Source organism: Halonatronum saccharophilum DSM 13868, assembly GCF_000517025.1.
GTDB classification, from domain to species: domain Bacteria; phylum Bacillota; class Halanaerobiia; order Halobacteroidales; family Halobacteroidaceae; genus Halonatronum; species Halonatronum saccharophilum.
On sequence record NZ_KI912097.1, the window covers coordinates 576034 to 595917 of the forward strand.

At 32.9% G+C, this 19884-nt stretch carries 17 protein-coding genes, 1 pseudogene and 1 riboswitch; of the genes and pseudogenes, 13 read left to right on the plus strand and 5 right to left on the minus strand.

What is annotated here, in order from left to right; genetic code table 11:
* Nucleotides 1-155: pseudogene (locus HALSAC_RS17730) on the minus strand (helix-turn-helix domain-containing protein); the annotation flags it as partial.
* Nucleotides 156-797: 642 nt separating this feature from the next.
* Between HALSAC_RS17730 and HALSAC_RS0114055 the strand changes: the two are divergent.
* Nucleotides 798-1988 carry a NupC/NupG family nucleoside CNT transporter gene (locus HALSAC_RS0114055; protein WP_027340799.1) on the plus strand — a complete coding sequence of 397 codons (1191 nt, stop codon included), beginning with the start codon at nt 798-800 and terminating at the stop codon, nt 1986-1988.
* Nucleotides 1989-2187: 199 nt separating this feature from the next.
* A riboswitch (SAM riboswitch) is annotated at nt 2188-2295 on the plus strand.
* 84 nt (nt 2296-2379) lie between these two features.
* Entirely contained in the window at nt 2380-3291 is a 912-nt protein-coding gene (gene metA / locus HALSAC_RS0114060) for a homoserine O-acetyltransferase MetA (RefSeq protein WP_027340800.1), read from the plus strand.
* A 132-nt stretch (nt 3292-3423) separates the two neighbouring features.
* On the opposite strand, the gene HALSAC_RS0114065 is transcribed toward metA, so the two are convergent.
* Nucleotides 3424-3807, minus strand: a complete 384-nt coding sequence (locus HALSAC_RS0114065) for a DUF4363 family protein (RefSeq protein WP_027340801.1) — start codon at nt 3805-3807, stop codon at nt 3424-3426.
* A 24-nt stretch (nt 3808-3831) separates the two neighbouring features.
* Nucleotides 3832-4500: a DUF421 domain-containing protein gene (locus tag HALSAC_RS0114070; RefSeq protein ID WP_027340802.1), complete on the minus strand. Its 669-nt coding sequence runs from the start codon at nt 4498-4500 to the stop codon at nt 3832-3834.
* A gap of 392 nt (nt 4501-4892) precedes the next feature.
* On the opposite strand from HALSAC_RS0114070, the gene HALSAC_RS16115 reads away from it, so the two are divergent.
* From HALSAC_RS16115 to HALSAC_RS16130, 5 genes are all read left to right on the plus strand, one after another.
* The gene (locus HALSAC_RS16115; RefSeq protein WP_051412249.1) at nt 4893-5255 is read left to right on the plus strand and encodes an STAS domain-containing protein; all 363 of its coding nucleotides are present in this window, start codon (nt 4893-4895) and stop codon (nt 5253-5255) included.
* Complete coding sequence (gene glgX, locus HALSAC_RS0114080) at nt 5242-7344, plus strand: glycogen debranching protein GlgX (RefSeq protein ID WP_027340803.1); 2103 nt, start codon at nt 5242-5244, stop codon at nt 7342-7344. The genes HALSAC_RS16115 and glgX overlap by 14 nt, the downstream gene beginning before the upstream one ends.
* Nucleotides 7345-7456: 112 nt before the next feature.
* Nucleotides 7457-7870: an ATP-binding protein gene (locus HALSAC_RS16120; RefSeq protein WP_051412250.1), complete on the plus strand. Its 414-nt coding sequence runs from the start codon at nt 7457-7459 to the stop codon at nt 7868-7870.
* Nucleotides 7871-7920: 50 nt separating this feature from the next.
* Nucleotides 7921-9216: a PP2C family protein-serine/threonine phosphatase gene (locus tag HALSAC_RS16695; RefSeq protein ID WP_156924203.1), complete on the plus strand. Its 1296-nt coding sequence runs from the start codon at nt 7921-7923 to the stop codon at nt 9214-9216.
* Between the two features lie 53 nt (nt 9217-9269).
* Entirely contained in the window at nt 9270-10007 is a 738-nt protein-coding gene (locus tag HALSAC_RS16130; protein ID WP_051412252.1) for an NYN domain-containing protein, read from the plus strand.
* 245 nt (nt 10008-10252) lie between these two features.
* On the opposite strand, the gene HALSAC_RS0114100 is transcribed toward HALSAC_RS16130, so the two are convergent.
* Both HALSAC_RS0114100 and HALSAC_RS0114105 read right to left on the minus strand, forming a co-directional pair.
* Complete coding sequence (locus HALSAC_RS0114100) at nt 10253-10588, minus strand: hypothetical protein (protein ID WP_035571942.1); 336 nt, start codon at nt 10586-10588, stop codon at nt 10253-10255.
* Between the two features lies 1 nt (nt 10589).
* Nucleotides 10590-11906: a DUF1576 domain-containing protein gene (locus HALSAC_RS0114105; RefSeq protein ID WP_051412253.1), complete on the minus strand. Its 1317-nt coding sequence runs from the start codon at nt 11904-11906 to the stop codon at nt 10590-10592.
* 470 nt (nt 11907-12376) lie between these two features.
* Here HALSAC_RS0114105 and HALSAC_RS0114110 point away from each other — a divergent pair, with 470 nt between their 5' ends.
* The 6 genes from HALSAC_RS0114110 (at nt 12377) to HALSAC_RS0114140 (ending at nt 19790) form a co-directional block, all read left to right on the plus strand.
* Nucleotides 12377-13423, plus strand: coding sequence for a type I phosphomannose isomerase catalytic subunit (locus HALSAC_RS0114110; RefSeq protein WP_027340806.1), 1047 nt, complete (start codon nt 12377-12379; stop codon nt 13421-13423).
* Between the two features lie 182 nt (nt 13424-13605).
* The gene (locus tag HALSAC_RS0114115) at nt 13606-15648 is read left to right on the plus strand and encodes a transcription initiation factor IIB family protein (protein WP_027340807.1); all 2043 of its coding nucleotides are present in this window, start codon (nt 13606-13608) and stop codon (nt 15646-15648) included.
* Nucleotides 15649-15684: 36 nt separating this feature from the next.
* A complete protein-coding gene (gene ilvA / locus HALSAC_RS0114120; RefSeq protein ID WP_027340808.1) occupies nt 15685-16893 on the plus strand; it encodes a threonine ammonia-lyase in 1209 nt (402 codons plus the stop codon).
* 62 nt (nt 16894-16955) lie between these two features.
* Entirely contained in the window at nt 16956-17333 is a 378-nt protein-coding gene (locus tag HALSAC_RS0114125; RefSeq protein ID WP_027340809.1) for a Rid family detoxifying hydrolase, read from the plus strand.
* 662 nt (nt 17334-17995) lie between these two features.
* The gene (locus tag HALSAC_RS0114135; RefSeq protein WP_027340810.1) at nt 17996-18445 is read left to right on the plus strand and encodes an ACT domain-containing protein; all 450 of its coding nucleotides are present in this window, start codon (nt 17996-17998) and stop codon (nt 18443-18445) included.
* Nucleotides 18446-18500: 55 nt separating this feature from the next.
* On the plus strand, nt 18501-19790 hold the full coding sequence (locus HALSAC_RS0114140) for a homoserine dehydrogenase (RefSeq protein ID WP_027340811.1): 1290 nt from the start codon (nt 18501-18503) through the stop codon (nt 19788-19790).
* Nucleotides 19791-19884 lie beyond the last annotated feature (94 nt).

A 19884-nucleotide genomic window follows, 5' to 3' on the forward strand; every position in this document is an offset into this window, starting at 1 on the left:
GCTTATTGTAGTTCTATGTCTACCTAACTCTTGTGCAATTCTCTTTTGGGTAGTACTTCGTTTTGTTGATTATACAAGTGTTCTATTACTTTTCTATCTTCCCATTTTAAGTGTTCACCTTTGTTCTCATTTGTGTTATAATTATCTTGGCACATATCAATACCTCACTTTATGTTATTTGTGGTTATTTAACATTATATATGAGGTATTCATATGTGTCATTTATTTTTTGCACTATCCGTGCATTTAATTATACAATGTTCCATTCAAATATCTAAAGAGTATGCTGAGTATAAAGCTATAAGTAAAGAAGGCTCAATAAGGGCTAGTTCTTGTTTTTATAATAATAGATAATAAAAAAAATAATAAGGGGAATAATAATGAAAAAGAAGCTAATTGAGTAAAAGTTAAAAAACTCATACTTCAAGGCAGAGCAACAGTATTAACTGAAAATAGAGAAATTTATATTGGGTGAAATATGAAAAATGCTCGTGGGAATTCAGCAGTTATGCTGAGAAAATACTAAGCTTTAAAGTGATTTCAGAAGGGATGTTACTAGTAAAGAATTAAGTAAATTGCTATATTTAAAGAAGTAGAAATATTGAGCTATAATTTTTGAGAATATGAATGAATCTATTGTACTATAATTGTTTTGCAGATGCTTAATGATTTCATAGTTATTATATTAATATACAATTTAAACATTAAAATTATGGTAGTGGATTTTTTATAAAGGTATTTTAGAAGTCAGTAACTAAGAAATTTTGAAATCAATCTAGCTAAAGGGGGAATATTGTATGACAAGATTAATTGGAATTTTAGGTTTAGTCGTATTTTTGGGTATTGCATATCTTTTATCAGAAGATAGAAAGGCTATTGATAAAAGAACTGTAGTAGGAGGAGTAGTACTACAACTTGCCTTTGCTTTTATTATTCTAGTAATACCAGCAGGACAAATAGCTTTTCAATGGGTCAGTGATTTTGTAGCAACAATCTTAGACTTTGCTATAGCTGGGTCTGATTTTGTTTTTGGTGATTTAATGGGAGTAGGGTTTAGCTTTGCTCTGATGGTTTTACCTACTATAATATTCTTTTCTTCCTTAATGTCTGTTCTTTACTATTTAGGAATTATTCAAAAGTTAGTAAAAGGGATGGCTAAAGTGATGCTAAAGGTAATGAGCTTAAGTGGAGCTGAGTCCCTATCAGCTGCAGCAAATGTTTTTGTTGGACAGACCGAGGCGCCTTTGGTAGTTAAGAAGTATGTACCTAAGATGACCCGCTCTGAAGTGATGGCTATGATGAGTGGAGGAATGGCTACAGTAGCAGGTGGTGTTTTGGCAGGCTTTATAGGATTAGGAATAGACCCTGGTTACTTATTGGCGGCAAGTATAATGTCTGCCCCTGCCTCTTTGGTAATGGCTAAGATCATCTTGCCTGAAAAAGAGGAATCTCTTACTGCTGGAGAGGTTAATATGGATGTGGAGATAAATAACCAAAATGTAATTGATGCAGCAGCCCAAGGGGCAAGTGAAGGTCTAACACTTGCTTTAAATGTAGCTGCAATGTTGATTGCTTTTGTAGCATTAATTGAGTTAATTAATTACCCACTTAATTTAGCTGGAACAAGCTTAGAAGGAATTTTAGGATATATATTTTCTCCCTTTGCTTTCTTGATGGGGGTACCTATGGAAGAGGTTAGAGAAGTAGGGAGCTTATTAGGACAGAAGATGGCTATCAACGAATTTGTAGCTTATCTTAATTTAGCAGAATTGATAGGAGCCGAAGCTTTAAGTGCTAAATCAGAGATGATTGCTACCTTTGCTCTTTGTGGGTTTGCCAACTTTGCATCTATTGCAATTCAAATTGGAGGTATTGGACCGCTAGATTCTGATAGAAAGGGTATGATAGCTGAACTAGGTGTCAAAGCTCTAATTGCTGGTACCTTAGCAACCTATACCACAGCAACAATTGCTGGAATATTTATGTGATAGAATCGAAAAATTATACTCTTTTAAAAACTGTAGGTAAATTAGTATAGCTATCATTTATTATCTAGTGTATTTTAGTTAAAGGTTTCTAGCTTTTAATTTTAGGTGACGTCTCATAGTTGATAGCTCAAATTGGCGTCAGTCCAATTTGTTTGACATTATCATTAATCTGTGGTAGTATGAGTAAAAATGAATAGAGTTCTTATCAAGAGTGGTGGAGGGACTGGCCCTATGAAACCCGGCAACCCCCTTATTTATAAGGAAGGTGCTAATTCCAGCAATGCTTAAAGGCATTGAGAGATAAGGAGAAGTAAAATCTCTTCTTATCTAAAGATAAGAAGAGATTTTACTTTATAAGAATGATTTTAAAAACTGAGAAGGAGTGAAGAGAATGCCGATTAATATACCCGATAACTTACCAGCAGTAAAGGTTTTAGAGGATGAGAATATCTTTGTGATGAAAGAAAGTAGAGCTTATAATCAAGATATTAGGGCTTTACAGATTATTATTTTAAACTTAATGCCTGTAAAAGAAGTGACAGAGACACAACTTTTGAGGCTTTTAGGAAATACACCATTGCAGGTTGATATTACTTTATTACAACCTAAGTCCCATGATTCTAAAAATACTTCTATAGATCATTTGAGTACCTTTTATAAGACCTTTGATCAAATTAAAGATAGAAAGTTTGATGGTATGATTATTACTGGCGCACCTGTAGAGAGGCTAGACTTTGAAGATGTAGATTATTGGGAAGAACTCCAAGAGATTATGGATTGGACAATTGATAATGTTACATCGACCTTACATATATGTTGGGGGGCGCAAGCAGGTCTTTATCATCATTATAATGTACCTAAATGTCATATTGGGAAGAAGACTTTTGGAGTCTTTTCACATAGTTTAGAAAATGAGAAGGTAAAGCTTTTACGTGGTTTTGACTATGGTTTTTTAGCTCCACATTCTCGTCATACAGAGAACTGTAGAGAGGATATAGATAAGGTTGACGATCTAGAGATACTAGCTAGCTCTGATGAAGCAGGAATTTATATGGTTGCTAGTAAGGATGGCAAGCATATATTTGTAACTGGTCATGCTGAGTATGATAAGGATACCCTAAAAAAAGAGTATCTAAGAGATATAGAGGAAGGGATGAAGATAGGCCTTCCTAAGAATTACTTCCCTAATGATGATCCTAGTAAAGAGCCTAAGCTGAAATGGTCATCTCATGCCCATTTATTATTCTCTAACTGGCTAAATTACTATGTTTATCAAGAGACACCTTATGATTTAAGTAAATAATTGGCATCTTCGTGCCATAGTTGTTGCTGCTAGCTGTTAGATATTAGCGAAAAATTTCATTAAAGTAGGATTAAAAATTTTTAAGCTAAAAACTAGTAACCAAAAGCTAGCAGCTAATAACTTTGTATTTCTTTAAAAAATATTTTGTATATTGGGTTTTTGTCCTTCGCCGATATTTTTGATCATAACTTTAGCCGCAGCAATCTTTTCTAAAGACTTAACTTGGCTCTCCAGTTGTACCAATTTAATACTCCGAGCTATCAATATATCGGTTCTATCTACTTCTGTATGATCCATTAAGGGAGTCCAAATTCTCTTTACTCTTTCCCATTCTTTGTTTAATTTGTTGGCCCTTAGTTGAGCTTCTACCCAATCTTTTTTATTCAAGCTATATTCAACAGCTTCTAATTTATTTACAATTTCTTCTGAAGTATTAATTATAACTGAGTATCCATAAAATGATGAGATAAATATAATTATCAATAGTATTGTTACACCAATAGTAATTTTCTTCATAAGATCCCCTTTGTAATGATTATTTTAGTACTTTTGATAAAATAGATTGCCTGAAGAGTCAATACTGGCAAAAAAAACTTGAGAAAGATCTTCTATGCCAAAGTTTGATAATTCATTTTTTAGCCATTCTGATGTAAGACCAATCTTTTCTAAATTTTTATGATATACTTTTCCATCAACAATTAAAGAGTGAGGAACGCCTTCATAATTGGTATTTATATTCAGGTCTTCAGGATTAACAGCTCTCTTTTGTGATTTTGGTATTACACTGATCTTACCATTTGTTTCAATAAAGGCTAATTCTACGTCTGCAATATTGGGATATCCTTTAATCCTTAGTTCTTCGAGTAATTCATGGACATTTATTCTATGTTTTTTCATTTTGATTATATTGACTAATCCATTTTCAATTAAGATAGCTGGTTTTCCGCAGATTATACTTCTAGCTGTATTACTTTTGGTATTAATTACTGCTATATATATCTGTAAAGATTGTAATAAAAATATAGGTATTAAGCTATTTATTAGTGGTATGCTTGTGTCTTCCATAGGGATAGCTGCTAGAGCTGAGATCATAATGGTTATAGCTAATTCAAAGGGTTGTAATTCTCCAATCTGTCGTTTTCCCATTATTCTAAATGTTACTAAGACAACACTATAAAGGATAAGGGTTCTAACTATAACTATAAACACTCTTTAATCCTCCTTTCAAACTATAGTATTTATTTTATAACCTAACTTTATTCAAGTAAGATACATATTATTGAAGGTGTTTTGTTTTTTAGGATGATAAAAAAACAAAAGTGAATAAAATATTATTTATTGGATACAATATCCATACAATAAATAAACTATTTTGCTGTAAAATCTAAATTACACTAAGTTATTATCAGTAAATTGTAAATAATTATTGAGTATTGCTAATAAGGTAATGAGCGAAGTTTAAACTTCAAAATAATAGGAGGAATTATATAAAAGTGTCTATTTAGAAGAGGGAAAATTCATTTTATGATGAAGTAATAAAATGAAGGAGTATTTTATTGTAGAATGTTGTCAAAATTTTAAATTTAAGTAGGTGATTTTTTATGAAAACAGATGTTAAAGAGGTTGAAGGTATTAAAATTATAAAATTAGTAGGTGATCTTAATGGCAAGTGGTCAGGTGAGGTTAGAGATAAGATAATAGCACTAATAGATTCAAATTCTAAAATGGTTTTTGATATGAGTGAGTGTAACTATATATCAAGTGCAGGCTTGAGAACATTATTGATAATTGCTAAAAAATTAAAGTCACTTGACTCCTATGGTGTCCTAGCTGACTTAGGAGAAGAAGTTAAAGATATTATGGATATGACAGGATTTAGCCATATTTTAGATTCTTATGATAGGGTAGATCAAGCTATTGATTATCTAACAAGAGAAAGGAAGAGAAAGTGTGCGTGTAGATAGTTTTCCAACTCATAAGTGCGGAGAAATTAGTTTTAGAAGAGGAAAACCGTTACCTTTTGGAGCAACTATAGTTCCAGGGGGAGTTAACTTCTCTGTTTTTTCCAAATACGCAACTTCCTGTGAATTATTATTGTTTAATAAAGGTGAAAGAGAACCTTATGCTGTAATTCCTTTTCCAGATGAGTTTAGAATAGGGGATGTTTTTACAATAATGGTGTTTGATATTGAGTATGAGAACTTAGAATATGGGTACAGGATGGATGGGCCTTTTGATCCTGCTAAAGGGCATTGGTTTGATAAGGAAAAGATCTTACTTGATCCTTATGCTAAGGCCATTGGAGGTAGAGAAGTATGGGGCAGAGAACCTGATTACTCAGACCCTTTTCAGCATAGGTCTAGAATAATATATGATGATTTTGATTGGGAGGGAGACAAGCCTTTAGAGCTTGATATGAAAGATTTAGTTATTTATGAAGCTCATGTTAGAGGTTTTACTAAGCATCCTTCTTCAGGGGTGAAGAGGCCAGGCACATTTGCTTCTATAAGGGAGAAGATACCTTATTTAAAAGAGTTAGGTGTAAATTGTATTGAATTATTACCTATTTTCGAGTTTGATGAATTTGAACATTCTAAAATATCAGAGGTTACTGGTGAGAGGTTGATGAATTATTGGGGGTATAGTAGTGTAGGGTTTTTTGCTCCTAAGTCAGGTTATGCTGCTACAGGAAAATATGGGATGGAGGTTGATGAGCTAAAGAATTTAATTCGTGAGCTGCATAAGAATGGCATTGAGGTTATATTAGATGTAGTATTTAATCATACTGCAGAAGGTAATGAAAGAGGTCCTTACATATCCTATAAAGGAATAGATAATAAAACTTACTATTTATTAACTCCAGAGGGGTATTATTATAATTTTAGTGGGTGTGGAAATACTATAAATTGTAATAATCCGGTAGTAAGGAATATGATACTTGATTGTTTAAGATATTGGGCATCTGAGTATCATATTGATGGATTTAGATTCGACTTAGCTTCCATACTTTCAAGAGATCAAAATGGTGCTCCAATGGCAAACCCTCCTCTTTTAGAAACTTTGGCCCATGATCCTATTTTAGGAAAATGTAAGTTGATTGCAGAGGCTTGGGATGCAGGTGGCTTATATCAGGTTGGATCTTTTCCAGCTTGGGGAAGATGGGCTGAGTGGAATGGAAAGTTTAGAGATGATGTAAGAAGGTTTTTAAAGGGTAATGGAGAGGTAGTAGAAGGTATTATACAAAGAATTCAAGGCTCACCAGACCTTTATGGAAATAGAGGGCCAACAGCTTCAATCAACTTTATTACCTGCCATGATGGATTTACTTTAATGGATTTAGTCTCTTATAGTTATAAGCACAATTATGCTAATGGAGAAGGAAATCGTGATGGGACTAATGATAATTATAGTTGGAATTGTGGTATTGAAGGGCCAACTGATGATATTAAGGTGAATAGGTTGCGTAAAAAACAGATTAAAAATGCAATAACTATGTTGATGTTGAGCAGAGGGATACCTATGATTCTTTCAGGTGATGAATTTGGTAATACTCAAAAAGGCAATAATAATGTTTACTGTCAAGATAATGAATTATCATGGCTGGACTGGTCACTTTTAGAAGAGAATCAAGATATCTTTAACTTTTTTAAGCGGATAATTTCTTTTAGAAAGGAACATCCAGTATTAAAAGCTAATTCCTTTGATGCTGGTTTGAATAAGACAGGATACCCTGAATTTTCTGTTCATGGATGTAAGGCTTGGGATTTTAATTATGATAGTTCAAGTCTGAATTTAGGACTTATGTTTGTAGGGGAAGCTAATAAATACGGGACTAAAGATGATGATTTTATCTATATAGCTATGAATATGCATTGGAAAATGCATAGTTTTGAGATCCCAGAGTTACCCTCTGGTAAGAAGTGGCATGTAGTGGTTAATACAGATATGTCACCACTTGATGATATTTCATTTAAAGGTCAAGCTATAGAAGTAGAGGGTCAAAGTCAGGTTTTAGTAGGGGCAAGGTCTATAATAGTCTTACAAGGTAAATAATACGACCGCTATAAACTATTTCGTTAATGAATAAAAACAGCTAGGGTGTTAACTCTGGTTATTTTGTATATATCCGCAGCGGATAAATTAAATCTAAAGAGAGGTAAGTGATATGAAAAAAGTAAAATTACCAGCAAGTATGAATTATTTTGATAGTATGATGAGTTTTATATTATCAAAATTAGAAGAGTTGCCTTGTAATGATAAAACTACTTCCTCTAAATTGCGCTTGGCTTGTGAAGAGGCGTTATTGAATGTGATTAAATATGCTTATAATCGAGAAGTGGGCTATGTTGAAATCGTTTGCAAATCAGATAGGAAAAGTAAAAAAATAATTTTAGAAATAGTTGATGAAGGAGTAGAATTTAATCCTTTAGAGGCTAGAGTTCCTAAACTTAATATGTCTTTAGAAGAGAGAGTGGCTGGAGGTTTGGGTGTTTATATTATGAAAGAAGTAATGGATGATTTAAGGTATAGAAGAGAAGGTGAGAAAAACATCTTGACTTTGGTTAAATTTATAGGTTAGTTTATGATAAAAGGATAATCAAAAGAATCCATAGGGTGAGGGATTTGGCTATGAAGAGTATATTTTCTGCTTTTAAGTGGGGTAAATTATCTTTAGATACTAAAGATAATTTTGGGAGGGATGAAGAAGCTTTTTCTGTATGGAAGGTATTGATAGTAAGTAAGAATATAGGGGCTTTAAAATGTGATGAAGAGGTAAGTAAAGGGTACTTTTTTGAAGATAAAAAAGTAGAATTTATTACCGTAGATTCAATAAAGAAGGCAAAAGATTTGTTTAACGAAGAAATCAATTTAGCAGTGGTTATAATAGATATATCAACTTTAACCGAACAGAGAAGTCTAAAGTTGATAGATTATATTAGAGATGAGATTAATAATAGATTAGTACAGATAGTTTTAACTGATAATGACCTTAAGGGTAGAAAAGTGGAGAATATAGTTAAGGATTATGAAATTAATGATTATAAAGTTAAGGGCGATTTATTATCTAATTGCTTTCAGATCTCTTTAATTATTTATTTACGCTCTTATAAACGCTTAAAGGAGTTAAGAAAAAGTCTAATAGCTAAAAAGAGAATTGAGGATGAACTAAAGGTTGCAAATAAGATCCAAAACTCTATATTGCCAGGGAATGAATTCCCTCTCCCCAAAGGAGAAGAGTTTGAAATCTTTGCAAGTATGGAGGCTGCTAGAGTTGTGGGTGGGGATTTTTATGACGCTTTCTTTGTATTTGACAATCGGCTGTGTTTTTTTATAGGTGATGTATCTGGTAAAGGTATTCCAGCAGCACTATTTATGGCTATAACTAAGACTTTGATCAAAAATGAAGTTTTAAAAGGATTAGCAATAGAAGATGTATTTTATAATGTAAATAATACACTATGTAAGGGGAATGAAGAACAGTTCTTTGCTACGGCTGCATTAGGAGTATTGGATCTGAAAAGTGGAGAGGTTGAGTTTATTAATGCAGGTCATAATATGCCTGTAATCTACACTCCTAAAGAGGGATGTATGCTTTTAAGGCCAAATAAGAATATTGTTTTAGGAGCTTTAGATGGTTTTCGATATAAAGTAGATAAGTTTAAATTATCTAGTGGTGATATACTAACTTTATATACTGATGGTGTAGTAGAAGCTAGAAATAATGAGAAGGTTAGATACTCTAGAAGAAGGTTAGAGGAGATTATCTGCAAGGTTAGTAATAAACAAGTTGATAATATAGAAAAGAAGATCAAAGAAGATATACACAATTTTATTAGCCAAGAACCACAATTTGATGATATTACTATGGTTATTTTAAAGTATAAAGGTAGAGGTAAGTACTATGCTGATGATTTTATCTTATGATCGCTATGCTTTGTTATAAAAAATTCTAAGTTTCTTAAGTTAGGAGGTGAAGAATGGATAATTCAAATAGTAACTTTGCAATATTATGGGATGTTGAAAATGTAACACCAAAGGCTCATCCTGCCTTTGTAGAGAATCTATTAGAGTACTGTCAAGAGTTAGGAAAGTTTGCTTTTGCCAGTGCCTATGGGGATTGGACTAGAGGGGAGTTAAAGAAGTTAGGAGATATCTTAGCTGAGCATACCTTTGATTTAGTTCATGTGCCTAAATCAGGTAAAAATAGTGCAGATATATCTTTAATAACTCAAGCAACAGAGATGGTATTTCAGTATCCACATATAGATACTTATATTATTTTAACAGGTGATATAGATTTTAGACCTTTATTATTAATGTTAAGAAAGCATGGAAAGAAGATTCATATTATCTGTGATGGTCAAACTGCTTCAGAAGATTTACTTGCTATTGCAGATAATTATAGAGATTATAGACGTTTTGTTGGTAATTATCGACGAGATGTTAGAAGGAAGGGTAAATCTGCTCATATCTTTGAAATGAAGAAGAGAGGGATTGCTTTTCAGTTATTAGTACAAGCAATAAAGGTGATGGAAGCAGAAAACAAAGTCCCTACTCTAGGGTCAGCTAAAGTAAGGATGAAGCTTTTAGATGATTCCTTTGAAGAGAAGGAGCTGGGGTATAGGCAATGGAAGGACTTTGTCTTGGATGCTGTGGATCAAGAATATATTAAGATGGTTGAAGAGGAGAAGTATATTCGCTTAACTCTTCCGTAAGCTGTTAAGTAATAAAGCGTAGCTTTATTACTAGTGATCAGCAATCAGTAATTGGTAATGGGTAAAAACTTATAAAATAGAAATCCCTTTATTTCTAAGGTTTATAGTAGGTTTTAAGGTTTTGGTTTTACTCATTACTTTTCATAAATTACCCATTACTAGTGGCACGAAAGTGCAGCTATATTACTATGAAATAATAAAGAGACCCTGATACTAAGGTATCAGGGTCTCTTTATTATTTCATTTTATTTCTTCCTAAATACAGTAATCTCTAACTTTTCGTCTTTATAATCAATTTCTGCTTTATCTATCATCATTCCAACTAAAGTTAATTCTTGATACTGGTTATTCTCACCTGCTAATTCCCAATAATACTCTTCTACTTGAGCTTCACGAGGAGTATTTAGATCATCTAGCTTTTCTAATTGATCCGGGCCAACATCTCCAATCTGGGCTTGGATAGATATAATAACTTCCCTTTCTCCATCTTTGACATTGACATCCATTTCCTTGGCCCCAGTTTTGAAGTAAAAGCCCATAAGCTCATTGACTAATTTAATTGTTTTTTGAGAATCTCTCATTTTATAAGTCCTCCTTAAAAGCAGTAATTATAGGAACTAGTAAAGCTGCTACCATACCTCCTGAAAAACCGTTATTATAAAGGTTCATTCCTCCATGAAGGTAGCCGACATTCATTACCATTGCCATGTGTATAAAACCGGCAAGAACTCCATATTTCCAGCCAAATTGACCAGGAATTGGAGCCAAGGTTGTACCGAATAAAGCTGCCAATAGGGGGCCAGTTGTATTTACATCCCAAATTTGTAGGAACGTAGATAGATAGACACCTAACAGTATTGGAATTACATTACTAAGGTGTTTACCAAAGGCACCAAAACCTACTACAGTAAAGATTCCTCCAATGATTGCTCCATTTAATTGACCTCCGATAATAATAACATATAAGGTAGTAACTAACCCCAATAACCCCATATTGATGAAAGTGATTCCAAACCCTTCAGAGATTACAAAATCATCTACCAATCGACCAGAGTGTGATAATATCTTTTTATAACCTTTAAAGTTTTGACCATTGTAAAGGTAACCTATTAGAAGCATTGATATAAATAGCAATGATAGATAGATTCCTAAAGCATAGTTATAACCTTCAGCTACTATTAAGGTTGTTGGATTTTCAAAGCCAAAGGATCTAAAGACTGCCATAAATAAGGTTCCTGTCATTCCAGCTGTAAATCCAATGTTATAGATGTTAAAACCTTGGTGGAATTTAATTAAGTGATTAGCCAGTGGTGGTAGGATAAATCCAGCAATAACTCCCACAGTATTACCTAATATTACACCAGAGATTAAATTTAACTCTAACCCAAAGCTGACTTGGCTAACCATTGGCCCTAAGGCTGTTCCAAATAAAGCAACAAGAATAAATTTACTGTAATTTTCTTTCTGGACCAAGGAGTAGATATATACCCCCAATAATATAGACCAAATATTATAAACATTCTTACCAAACAAGGCAAAACCTGCCACAGTTAAGATTGCTGCTATAACTGTACCGTTCATATTAACTTTATTAATTTTAGCAATAGTAATAGAGATAATCATTAGAAGCCCAGCATTAAAGAGGGCTGCACCCAAATTACCTATAACCATATAATCAGAGACCAATATACTCGGTGCTACTGTGATATTTCTTATTCCTAACCAAATTTCCTGTGGACTATTAAAGAAAAATGAAGATACTAAAATAAAGCTTGCATATGCTAGTAATATTAAATATTTAGTATTTTCATTAGCCTCTAGTGTTTTTGGCTTTGTGATATCATACACATCTTGAGCCACAGTATTTCCTTTTAATTTTAATGAATTTTCTATGCTCATATTCTTCCCCTTTCTAAGTTGATTATTTATAGATTAAATTGAAATTTTAACGATTATAAAAATCTGTTTGTAAATATTAAAGGATTTAAACTAAATTAAAGGATTTAAACTAAAAATAATACTACTTTATTATAACAGATATAAGTAACTTTTTAAATGATTTTTCTTTAAAAAGTGCTATGTGCTTAGGTTTTAATCTTATATATAAAAGGAGAATACAGATATAATATAGAATAGAGTATATAAGCGTTTATATTTATGATTTAAACAGAGTTAAGATGGGCCAACAAGACTTGTTATAGTCTTTAATTTTTTTAATTAAATAATCCAAAGGTAGTTGTAGCACACTAATTGTTATGGGAATTATAATTTAATAAGAAAATTAATCATATTTATAGTGTTTAGATTTCTGATTTCATATTTTAAAATACTATAAATTAAAATTAGTAATTACGAAAGGGTGTAAATAAGTGTATCCATTAAAGTTTGAGCCTATTTATAAAAATAAGGTTTGGGGAGGCAGGAATTTAAGTAGGTTATTTGATAGAAATTTACCAGAAGGTTTAATAGGGGAGAGTTGGGAGATAGCTGCCCACCAAAATAGTATAAGCATAATAAAAAATGGTTCATTAGCTGGCAAAAGCTTGATGGAAGCTATTAGCTTAGAAAGAGAGAAGATACTAGGTAAAGGAGCAAAAGAGCCATATTATAAAAACTTTCCTTTATTGATAAAGATATTGGATGCCAACGATAATTTATCTGTACAAGTTCATCCAGATGACAAATATGCTAAAGAGAATGAAGGTGGAGAATTAGGTAAGACAGAGATGTGGTATGTTATAGATGCTGTCAAAGGTTCTAAATTGGTCTGTGGGTTAAAGTCTGAAGTCGGGAAAAAGAGGTTTGTTGAATTAATTAAAGAGGGCAATTTAGCTAAGGGTTTAGTTGAAATTGAGGTAAAAGCAGGAGATGTTATTTATATTCCTTCTGGGACGGTGCACTCTATTGGAGAAGGGATAGTAATTGCAGAGATTCAACAGAACTCTGATACTACATATAGGGTATATGATTGGAATAGGATTGATCAAAATGGAAACCTACGTGAATTACATATAGAATCTGCTTTAGATGTTATAAATTTTGAAAAAGAAGCAGAGAGGAAAGTTGAAGGGTTGTCTATAAGAGAAGAGGGGTATCTTAAAAAAATCCTCGTTGCTTCTCCTTATTTTATTACAGAGTTAGTAGAGGTTAATAATAGATATATAGGTGATACCTTTAAAGAATCTTTTCATATATTAATGGCTTTAGAGGGAGAGGGAAGTGTTTTATATCAAGAAGAGGAAATTGAATTAAAGAGTGGAGAGACCATATTAGTACCTGCTTATCTAGGCTCTTATGAAGTTAGGGGTGCAATTAGTATTCTTAAGTCTTATATTGAAGATTTAAATTTATTTAAGTCTAGATTGATAGCAGAAGGCTATTCAAAAGAAGACCTAAGTAAAATAAGAGGTCTTTAAACAAAACAGGTCCTTTGCTTTAATAAAGCAAAGGACCTGTTTTGTTTAGCTTTTAACCTTCTTTTCAGCAAGGGTAGTAATTTTTTGTATAAAAAAAGAGAGGTAGAAGGAAAAAAGCTTATCAGATTGAATATAAGATATAATAGTAGGGTAAAATGAGATAGGATTGGGAGATGGGAAAAATGTGTGATAAATATTCAGGAAAAATAGATAATGAGGCTATGTCTAAAGTTGAAAATTGGGTAGAAGAGTTTAAGTTAAGTGATTTATTTACTAAGCTTAGTAGTAGTGAACAGGAGGTTGCTCCTTTTATAATAGATTCTTTTAGCACTTTTATGTACAATTACCTTGACCTTGAACCAAAAGATTGGAATTGGCTAGGGGTAAAGGAGTGTTGTCTTAATATAATCCCTAAAAAGGTTATGGGAGATGAGAGTTATTTCAAAGGGCTTGGTCCTGTACTTAGAGAATTCTTTAGGTTTTTAGAAGAGAAAAAAATATTGGATAAGGGCCAAAAATTATCTTTGAAGGTTGAGAAGATAGGTTCAAAAGTAGTAAAAATGGAAAAGGATGATGAAAATTGGGGGATAGGAAAACATATATATTCCTTGGCTGAGAAGATGGGTATAAATATAGAAGATGAGAAAGAATTAGATAATTTTATAGAATATTATAATAAAGTAATTAATAAATCTAGTTTGAGTATTGGTGATGAGTATGAGAATTATAATCTTATTCACGATAATCTAATGAATAAGATGGTATCTTTCTTTTATGAGGTTAAAGATGAATTTAGCAGAGTTTTTAGTGAGTATTACTTAGATTTCTTAGAGATAATGGGTGAGGTTGAAGAAGAGATATCTGAAGATCTTAAGTTTTTATTTATGCAGTTAGTCTTTTTTGATTATAAGATAGATAAGGGTAAGTCTTTAATCGAGCTATTTTTAGAAAGAAGGGCAAATCAATTACCTACAAAAGAAGAAGAGATACTAAGAGGGTGGATAGATCTTCGTCTTTCTATCTATCAGGTTATTAGTATAGAAAGTACTAATACTTGTTTGCTTAGTGATTATATGCGAGGAAGTGAAATTTTCATTATTGATGATGAGTTTGACTATGTTAAAGGGGATCTTATCTTAGCAAGAATCAGTGAGCTTTGGGGTGAGAATAGGCTTGTTGGCCCAGTTAGAATGGTTCCTGCTGATTATAGTTATATTATCTTTGATGAGGCAAAGAAAGCTCTTAATATATATAGAAAAGATAGTAGAGATATGAGTATAGATTCCTTCTTGGGAGTCTTTAGTACTAACCTTCTAGGAATATCAAAACAAATAAATACTTTACTGAATGACTATACTAGGGTATATGAGGCTAGATATAGAGTTCAATCTCGTTCTTTTACTAAGAACAAGTTAAAATCACAGCCTAATGTAGAAATAGAATCTTCTTTAGATGAACTGGATCATTTGGTTTGGTTAGATAAAGAAAGTAATATATATGGAGATTTTATGATAGATGAAGATCATATCTTTTTTAGAAGTCATAATCTAGAGAATTATAATAAGGGAAAGGACTTAATTAAGAAGGTATTAGTCTTTACTGCAAGTTTAGAAGATGAATATATTGTTGACTTAGAGGGTGGAGAGATTTTAGAAAGGGATGATTTATCAGAAAGAGGTTTAGAAAAGGGGTTTGTAGATAAGTTTATTAATACACCTTTAGAAGAGATAGGTTTTGAAGGTGGAAAGCCTATAGAGATGATAAAGAATAAAGAAGGAAGAAGCATGATAGAGGATTTTTTAGATAAGATGGAGTTGGTAATAACTTTCATGGGAAGTGATAATCTTTTTAATTTCAAGAATATAGATCAGATTAGAAGCAGATTAGGGTTAGAAGGTAGGGTTGGCCCATTATTTAAGGATGAGGTAGAAAGGTTGCTTGCTCATATTATGGTTGATGATTTTGATGATGAAGAGGCTTATAATTCTATTAATTTATGGAGAATTTATAAAGAGAAGGTAGGTGAGGTTAGAGGAAGGGCCAACAGTTGGGCAAGTGGAATTGCTTATCTTTTAAATTTGATTAATGATTGGGGTTATACTCAAAAAGAGATAGGAGAGAGTTATGGAGTAACACCTTCTACAGTATCTAACAAGTATCGTCATTTGGATGATCTTTTAAAAGAGGAAATTAAAGATATATTTTTTGATGATGTAGAAATTTGATAGTTTTGACCAATAAGGACTTATTGAGGAGGTATTATGGTAACTTTAGAGGATATAAAAGAGGCTAGAAAGAGTTTAAAGGGAGTAGTAAAAAGAACAGAGTTGACCCATTCTAATACCTTTAGTAATTTAACTGAAAATCAAGTCTATCTAAAGATGGAAAATCTACAGCGAACAGGATCTTTTAAGGTGAGGGGTGCTTATAATAAAATAGCAAACTTAAGTCAAGAAGAGAGGACTAAGGGGGTAGTGGCAGCTTCAGCAGGAAATCATGCTCAAGGTGTGGCCTTAGCATCTAGTAGTGCAGGTATTGAATCTACTATTATTATGCCAAAAGGGGCTCCAATTGCTAAGGTGAAGGCTACTCAAGGTTATGGTGCTAAGGTTATCTTAAGTGGAACAACTTATGACGATGCCCATACAAAGGAGAAAGAATATGCCCAACGGACAGGAGCAACGATTATTCCCGCCTTTAATGATCCTTATATAATAGCAGGTCAAGGAACTATTGGATTAGAGATATTAGAGGACCTTGATGATATAGATGTTATTATTGCTCCAATTGGCGGGGGAGGACTATTAGCTGGTATTGCAACAGCAGTTAAAGAGGTTAGAAGTGATATTGAGGTGATTGGAGTAGAAGCAGAGAATGCAGCTTCTATGAAGGAATCATTGCGAGCTGGTAAACCTATAGGTATAAAAGATGCCAATACTATAGCTGATGGGATTGCTGTAAAATGTCCTGGGAGTTTGAACTACCCTATATTAGAAAAGTACTTAGATGGCTTGGTAACTGTTAATGATGAAGAGATTGCTCATACTATATTGCTTCTTTTAGAGAGGGCTAAATTAATGGTAGAAGGAGCAGGAGCTACTGCTTTGGCTGCTTTATTAAATGGAAAACTTAACTTTAAAGGTAAGAAGGTAGGTGTAGTCTTAAGTGGTGGTAATATTGACTTGGATATGATAGCAGCAATTATTGATAGAGGAATGATTCAAGCAGGGCGTAGGTTGGTCTTTAGCACTCATATAGATGATACTCCAGGTTCATTACAGAATCTCCTTGGTATTATCGGTAGAAGTGGAGCCAACATAGTAAGTGTTGAACATGATCGTTTAAATCCAGATATATCTTTGAAGGAAGCTGAGGTTAGGATAACTTTAGAAACTAGAGATGAGAAGCATATTGAGAAGGTGGTAGGGGATATTATTGAAGGTGGATATTCGGTGACTAGGGTTAGGTAAGGGGTAGAGGCACCTTTGAAATTGAGATTCCAGATACAAAACATAAGAGAGGGTGATAAATTATGAAAAGGATTATAAATACTGATAAAGCACCAGCGGCCATTGGCCCTTATTCACAAGCGACAGAAATGAATGGAACTTTATTTGTTTCGGGACAGATTCCTATCAATCCAGAGACAGGAGAGTTGATAAAAGGAGATGTAAAGGCAGAAACTAGAAGGGTAATGGAGAATTTATCTGCTGTCTTAAAGGAGGCAGGCTATGGATTTGAAGATGTAATGAAGGCTGAGGTTTTTATTGATGATATGGGTAAATTTGGAGAGGTAAATCAGGTCTATGGGGAATACTTCAAAGAGAACCCTCCAGCAAGAGCCTGTGTTCAAGTTGCTAGGCTACCTAAGGGTGTTCAGGTAGAGATATCACTTATTGCTATGAAGTAGTTAGGTTGGCCCTCTTTATAGGGGCTTTTTTATCTTAGTATCCTAATTTTAATTTATAATTTTAAAAAGGTAAAGGTCAAAGGCGTTTACGTTGGCTAAAGGCCAACAAGGGACGACAAAGGCTAGACAAGAGATTGAAATTAGTTTTAAGGCAGGGGTTAGGTGTTTAGGAAATTCTAAACCTACCAACCTAAACTGCCTTTAGTCTCTAGTTAGTTTTTAGTCTAAGGTTTTGTCAGAGTTAATAATTTAGATTTTAAGGTTCAAAAAGCCAAAGATTAAAGGCATTTGCACTGATTAGATCTGATAAGAGCCGATTGAGGTCCGATTATAGAATTAAATGGCTAAGAGCCAATAGCTAGTAGTTAAATCGTTTTTAATTGAATATTTTGAATTTACAGATTTCTGACTTCTGTTTTAATCAGATTTAATCGTCTTTGATCGGAATTTAATCTGAGTTAAGTTTTTGGATTTAGGGTTTTGAAATTTTAATAAAAACTCTTGATACTTTTAGATAATAATGTTATAATTCAATAAAGTTGTTCACTTATAAAGAACATAAGTTCAAAAATAAGAAACACAAGCCAATGGTGATTGCAAAAAATAAGGTGGTTGGAATTTTTATTTTATCTTGACCTTAATAGAAGTTGAAGGGTGATAATATGGGAGAGAAGTTTTACATAGTTGGTGAGAGCATTTTGTCTGAGGCTATGAAGAAGACAGTTGAGGTAAAGAATTTATTGAAGAGTGGTCAAGAAAGGCAAGTTAAAGAGGCTGTTAAGAGGGTAGGTTTAAGTAGAAGTGCTTTTTACAAGTATAAAGATTCTATATTTCCTTTTAATGAAGAAGAAAAGAAAGAATTGGTGACTTTATCTTTACTTGTTGTAGATAGAGCTGGTATATTATCAGAGATTTTAAGTACTATTGCTAATCATAGGGTCAGTGTTTTGACAATTAATCAAGATATTCCTTTAGATCAGGTTGCTCATATCACTGTAACTATTAAGGTGGATAAGATGTCAATACCTTTAGAAGAATTACTAGAGCAAATGAAAAAAATAAAAGGTATTAGAAGGGTAAAGGTGATCACCAAAAGTTTTAAAAGTAAATAATTAACTGTACAGTATAAGGGTTAGAGTGTAGAATATATAAGAGGAGGAGAGTAGTATGAATAAAAAAGAGATAAAGGTAGGTTTATTAGGTTGTGGAACTGTTGGATCTGGTGTTTATAAGATATTAAGAGATAATTCTAAGAGTATTGCTAATAAGTCAGGGGCCAACTTAAAGGTTAAGAAGGTTTTGGTTAGAGATAAAGAAGAGAAATTAGCGGTAAAGGTAGATAAAGATATATTAACTGAAAGGTTTGAAGATATTCTTGAGGATGAGGATATAGAGATTATCATTGAGGTAATTGGTGGGGTAAATCCAGCTAAAGAGTTTGTTTTAAGATCTTTAAAGGGTGGCAAAAGTGTAATTAGTGCAAATAAGGAACTTATTGCTAAATATGGAGAAGAGATTTTGGCTACAGCAGATGAGTATGGGGTAGATTTTTATTTTGAAGCTAGTGTTGGTGGTGGAATTCCTATTATTAGTCCTTTAAAAGAAGATTTGGCTGGAAATAGGATTACTAAAGTAATGGGGATTGTCAATGGAACTACTAATTATATCTTGACTAAAATGGATCGCGAAAGAGCAGATTTTAACCAAGTATTAAAGAAAGCTCAAGAGTTAGGATATGCTGAAGCAGACCCTACCTCTGATATAGAAGGATATGACGCTGCTTATAAACTTGCTATATTGGCTTCTATCGCTTTTGAATCAAGGGTAAGTGTAGAGGATCTTCATATTGAAGGGATTACCAATATAAGTCAAGATGATATTTCTCATGCTAAGGAGTTAGGATATAAGATTAAGTTATTGGCTGTAGGGAAAGATAATGATGGGCTTGAGCTTAGAGTACACCCTACATTATTACCTGTTGAACATCCTTTGGCTAAGGTTGATGATGTCTTTAATGCTATCTTCATTGAAGGTGATGCTATTGGTGAAGCTATGTTCTATGGTCCAGGCGCTGGACAGATGCCAACAGGTAGTGCTATAGTTGGAGATGTTATTGCTGCTGCACGTAATATTATCTTTGATGCTCAAGGTAGAATTCCTTGTACATGCTTTGAGCAAAAGAATGTTAAGGAACAAGCAGATACTCAAAGTAGATTTTACCTTAGATTAGAAGTTTTAGATAATCCAGGGGTATTAGGTGATATAACCAGTTTGTTAGGTAAACATAATGTTAGTTTAGAGTCTGTGATTCAAAAAGGTAGAAGTAATGGCAGTGTTCCTTTGGTATTAGTTACTCATAAGGTTAAAGAAGGAGATCTTAATGATGCTTTAGATAAGATAAAGAAACTAGATGATATTAAAAAGGTAGCAAATATAATAAGAGTAGAAGATTATTAGACAGCTTGAGTGTAGGTGTGAGTGTGAGTGAAAGTATAAAATCATCCAGTGTGAGTGGTTTTGATCTATCACACCCACACTTTAAAACTCACAC

What these genes read in the sequence shown, in the direction of transcription:
- HALSAC_RS0114125 (WP_027340809.1), top strand. Translation starts at nt 16,956, where the DNA reads ATGAAAAGGATTATAAATACTGATAAAGCACCAGCGGCCATTGGCCCT.
- HALSAC_RS0114100 (WP_035571942.1), bottom strand. Translation starts at nt 10,588, where the DNA reads ATGAGAGATTCTCAAAAAACAATTAAATTAGTCAATGAGCTTATGGGC.
- HALSAC_RS0114105 (WP_051412253.1), bottom strand. Translation starts at nt 11,906, where the DNA reads ATGAGCATAGAAAATTCATTAAAATTAAAAGGAAATACTGTGGCTCAA.
- HALSAC_RS0114065 (WP_027340801.1), bottom strand. Translation starts at nt 3,807, where the DNA reads ATGAAGAAAATTACTATTGGTGTAACAATACTATTGATAATTATATTT.
- HALSAC_RS16130 (WP_051412252.1), top strand. Translation starts at nt 9,270, where the DNA reads ATGGATAATTCAAATAGTAACTTTGCAATATTATGGGATGTTGAAAAT.
- HALSAC_RS16120 (WP_051412250.1), top strand. Translation starts at nt 7,457, where the DNA reads ATGAAAAAAGTAAAATTACCAGCAAGTATGAATTATTTTGATAGTATG.
- metA (WP_027340800.1), top strand. Translation starts at nt 2,380, where the DNA reads ATGCCGATTAATATACCCGATAACTTACCAGCAGTAAAGGTTTTAGAG.
- HALSAC_RS0114115 (WP_027340807.1), top strand. Translation starts at nt 13,606, where the DNA reads ATGTGTGATAAATATTCAGGAAAAATAGATAATGAGGCTATGTCTAAA.
- HALSAC_RS0114135 (WP_027340810.1), top strand. Translation starts at nt 17,996, where the DNA reads ATGGGAGAGAAGTTTTACATAGTTGGTGAGAGCATTTTGTCTGAGGCT.
- ilvA (WP_027340808.1), top strand. Translation starts at nt 15,685, where the DNA reads ATGGTAACTTTAGAGGATATAAAAGAGGCTAGAAAGAGTTTAAAGGGA.
- HALSAC_RS0114140 (WP_027340811.1), top strand. Translation starts at nt 18,501, where the DNA reads ATGAATAAAAAAGAGATAAAGGTAGGTTTATTAGGTTGTGGAACTGTT.
- HALSAC_RS16695 (WP_156924203.1), top strand. Translation starts at nt 7,921, where the DNA reads ATGAAGAGTATATTTTCTGCTTTTAAGTGGGGTAAATTATCTTTAGAT.
- HALSAC_RS0114055 (WP_027340799.1), top strand. Translation starts at nt 798, where the DNA reads ATGACAAGATTAATTGGAATTTTAGGTTTAGTCGTATTTTTGGGTATT.
- HALSAC_RS16115 (WP_051412249.1), top strand. Translation starts at nt 4,893, where the DNA reads ATGAAAACAGATGTTAAAGAGGTTGAAGGTATTAAAATTATAAAATTA.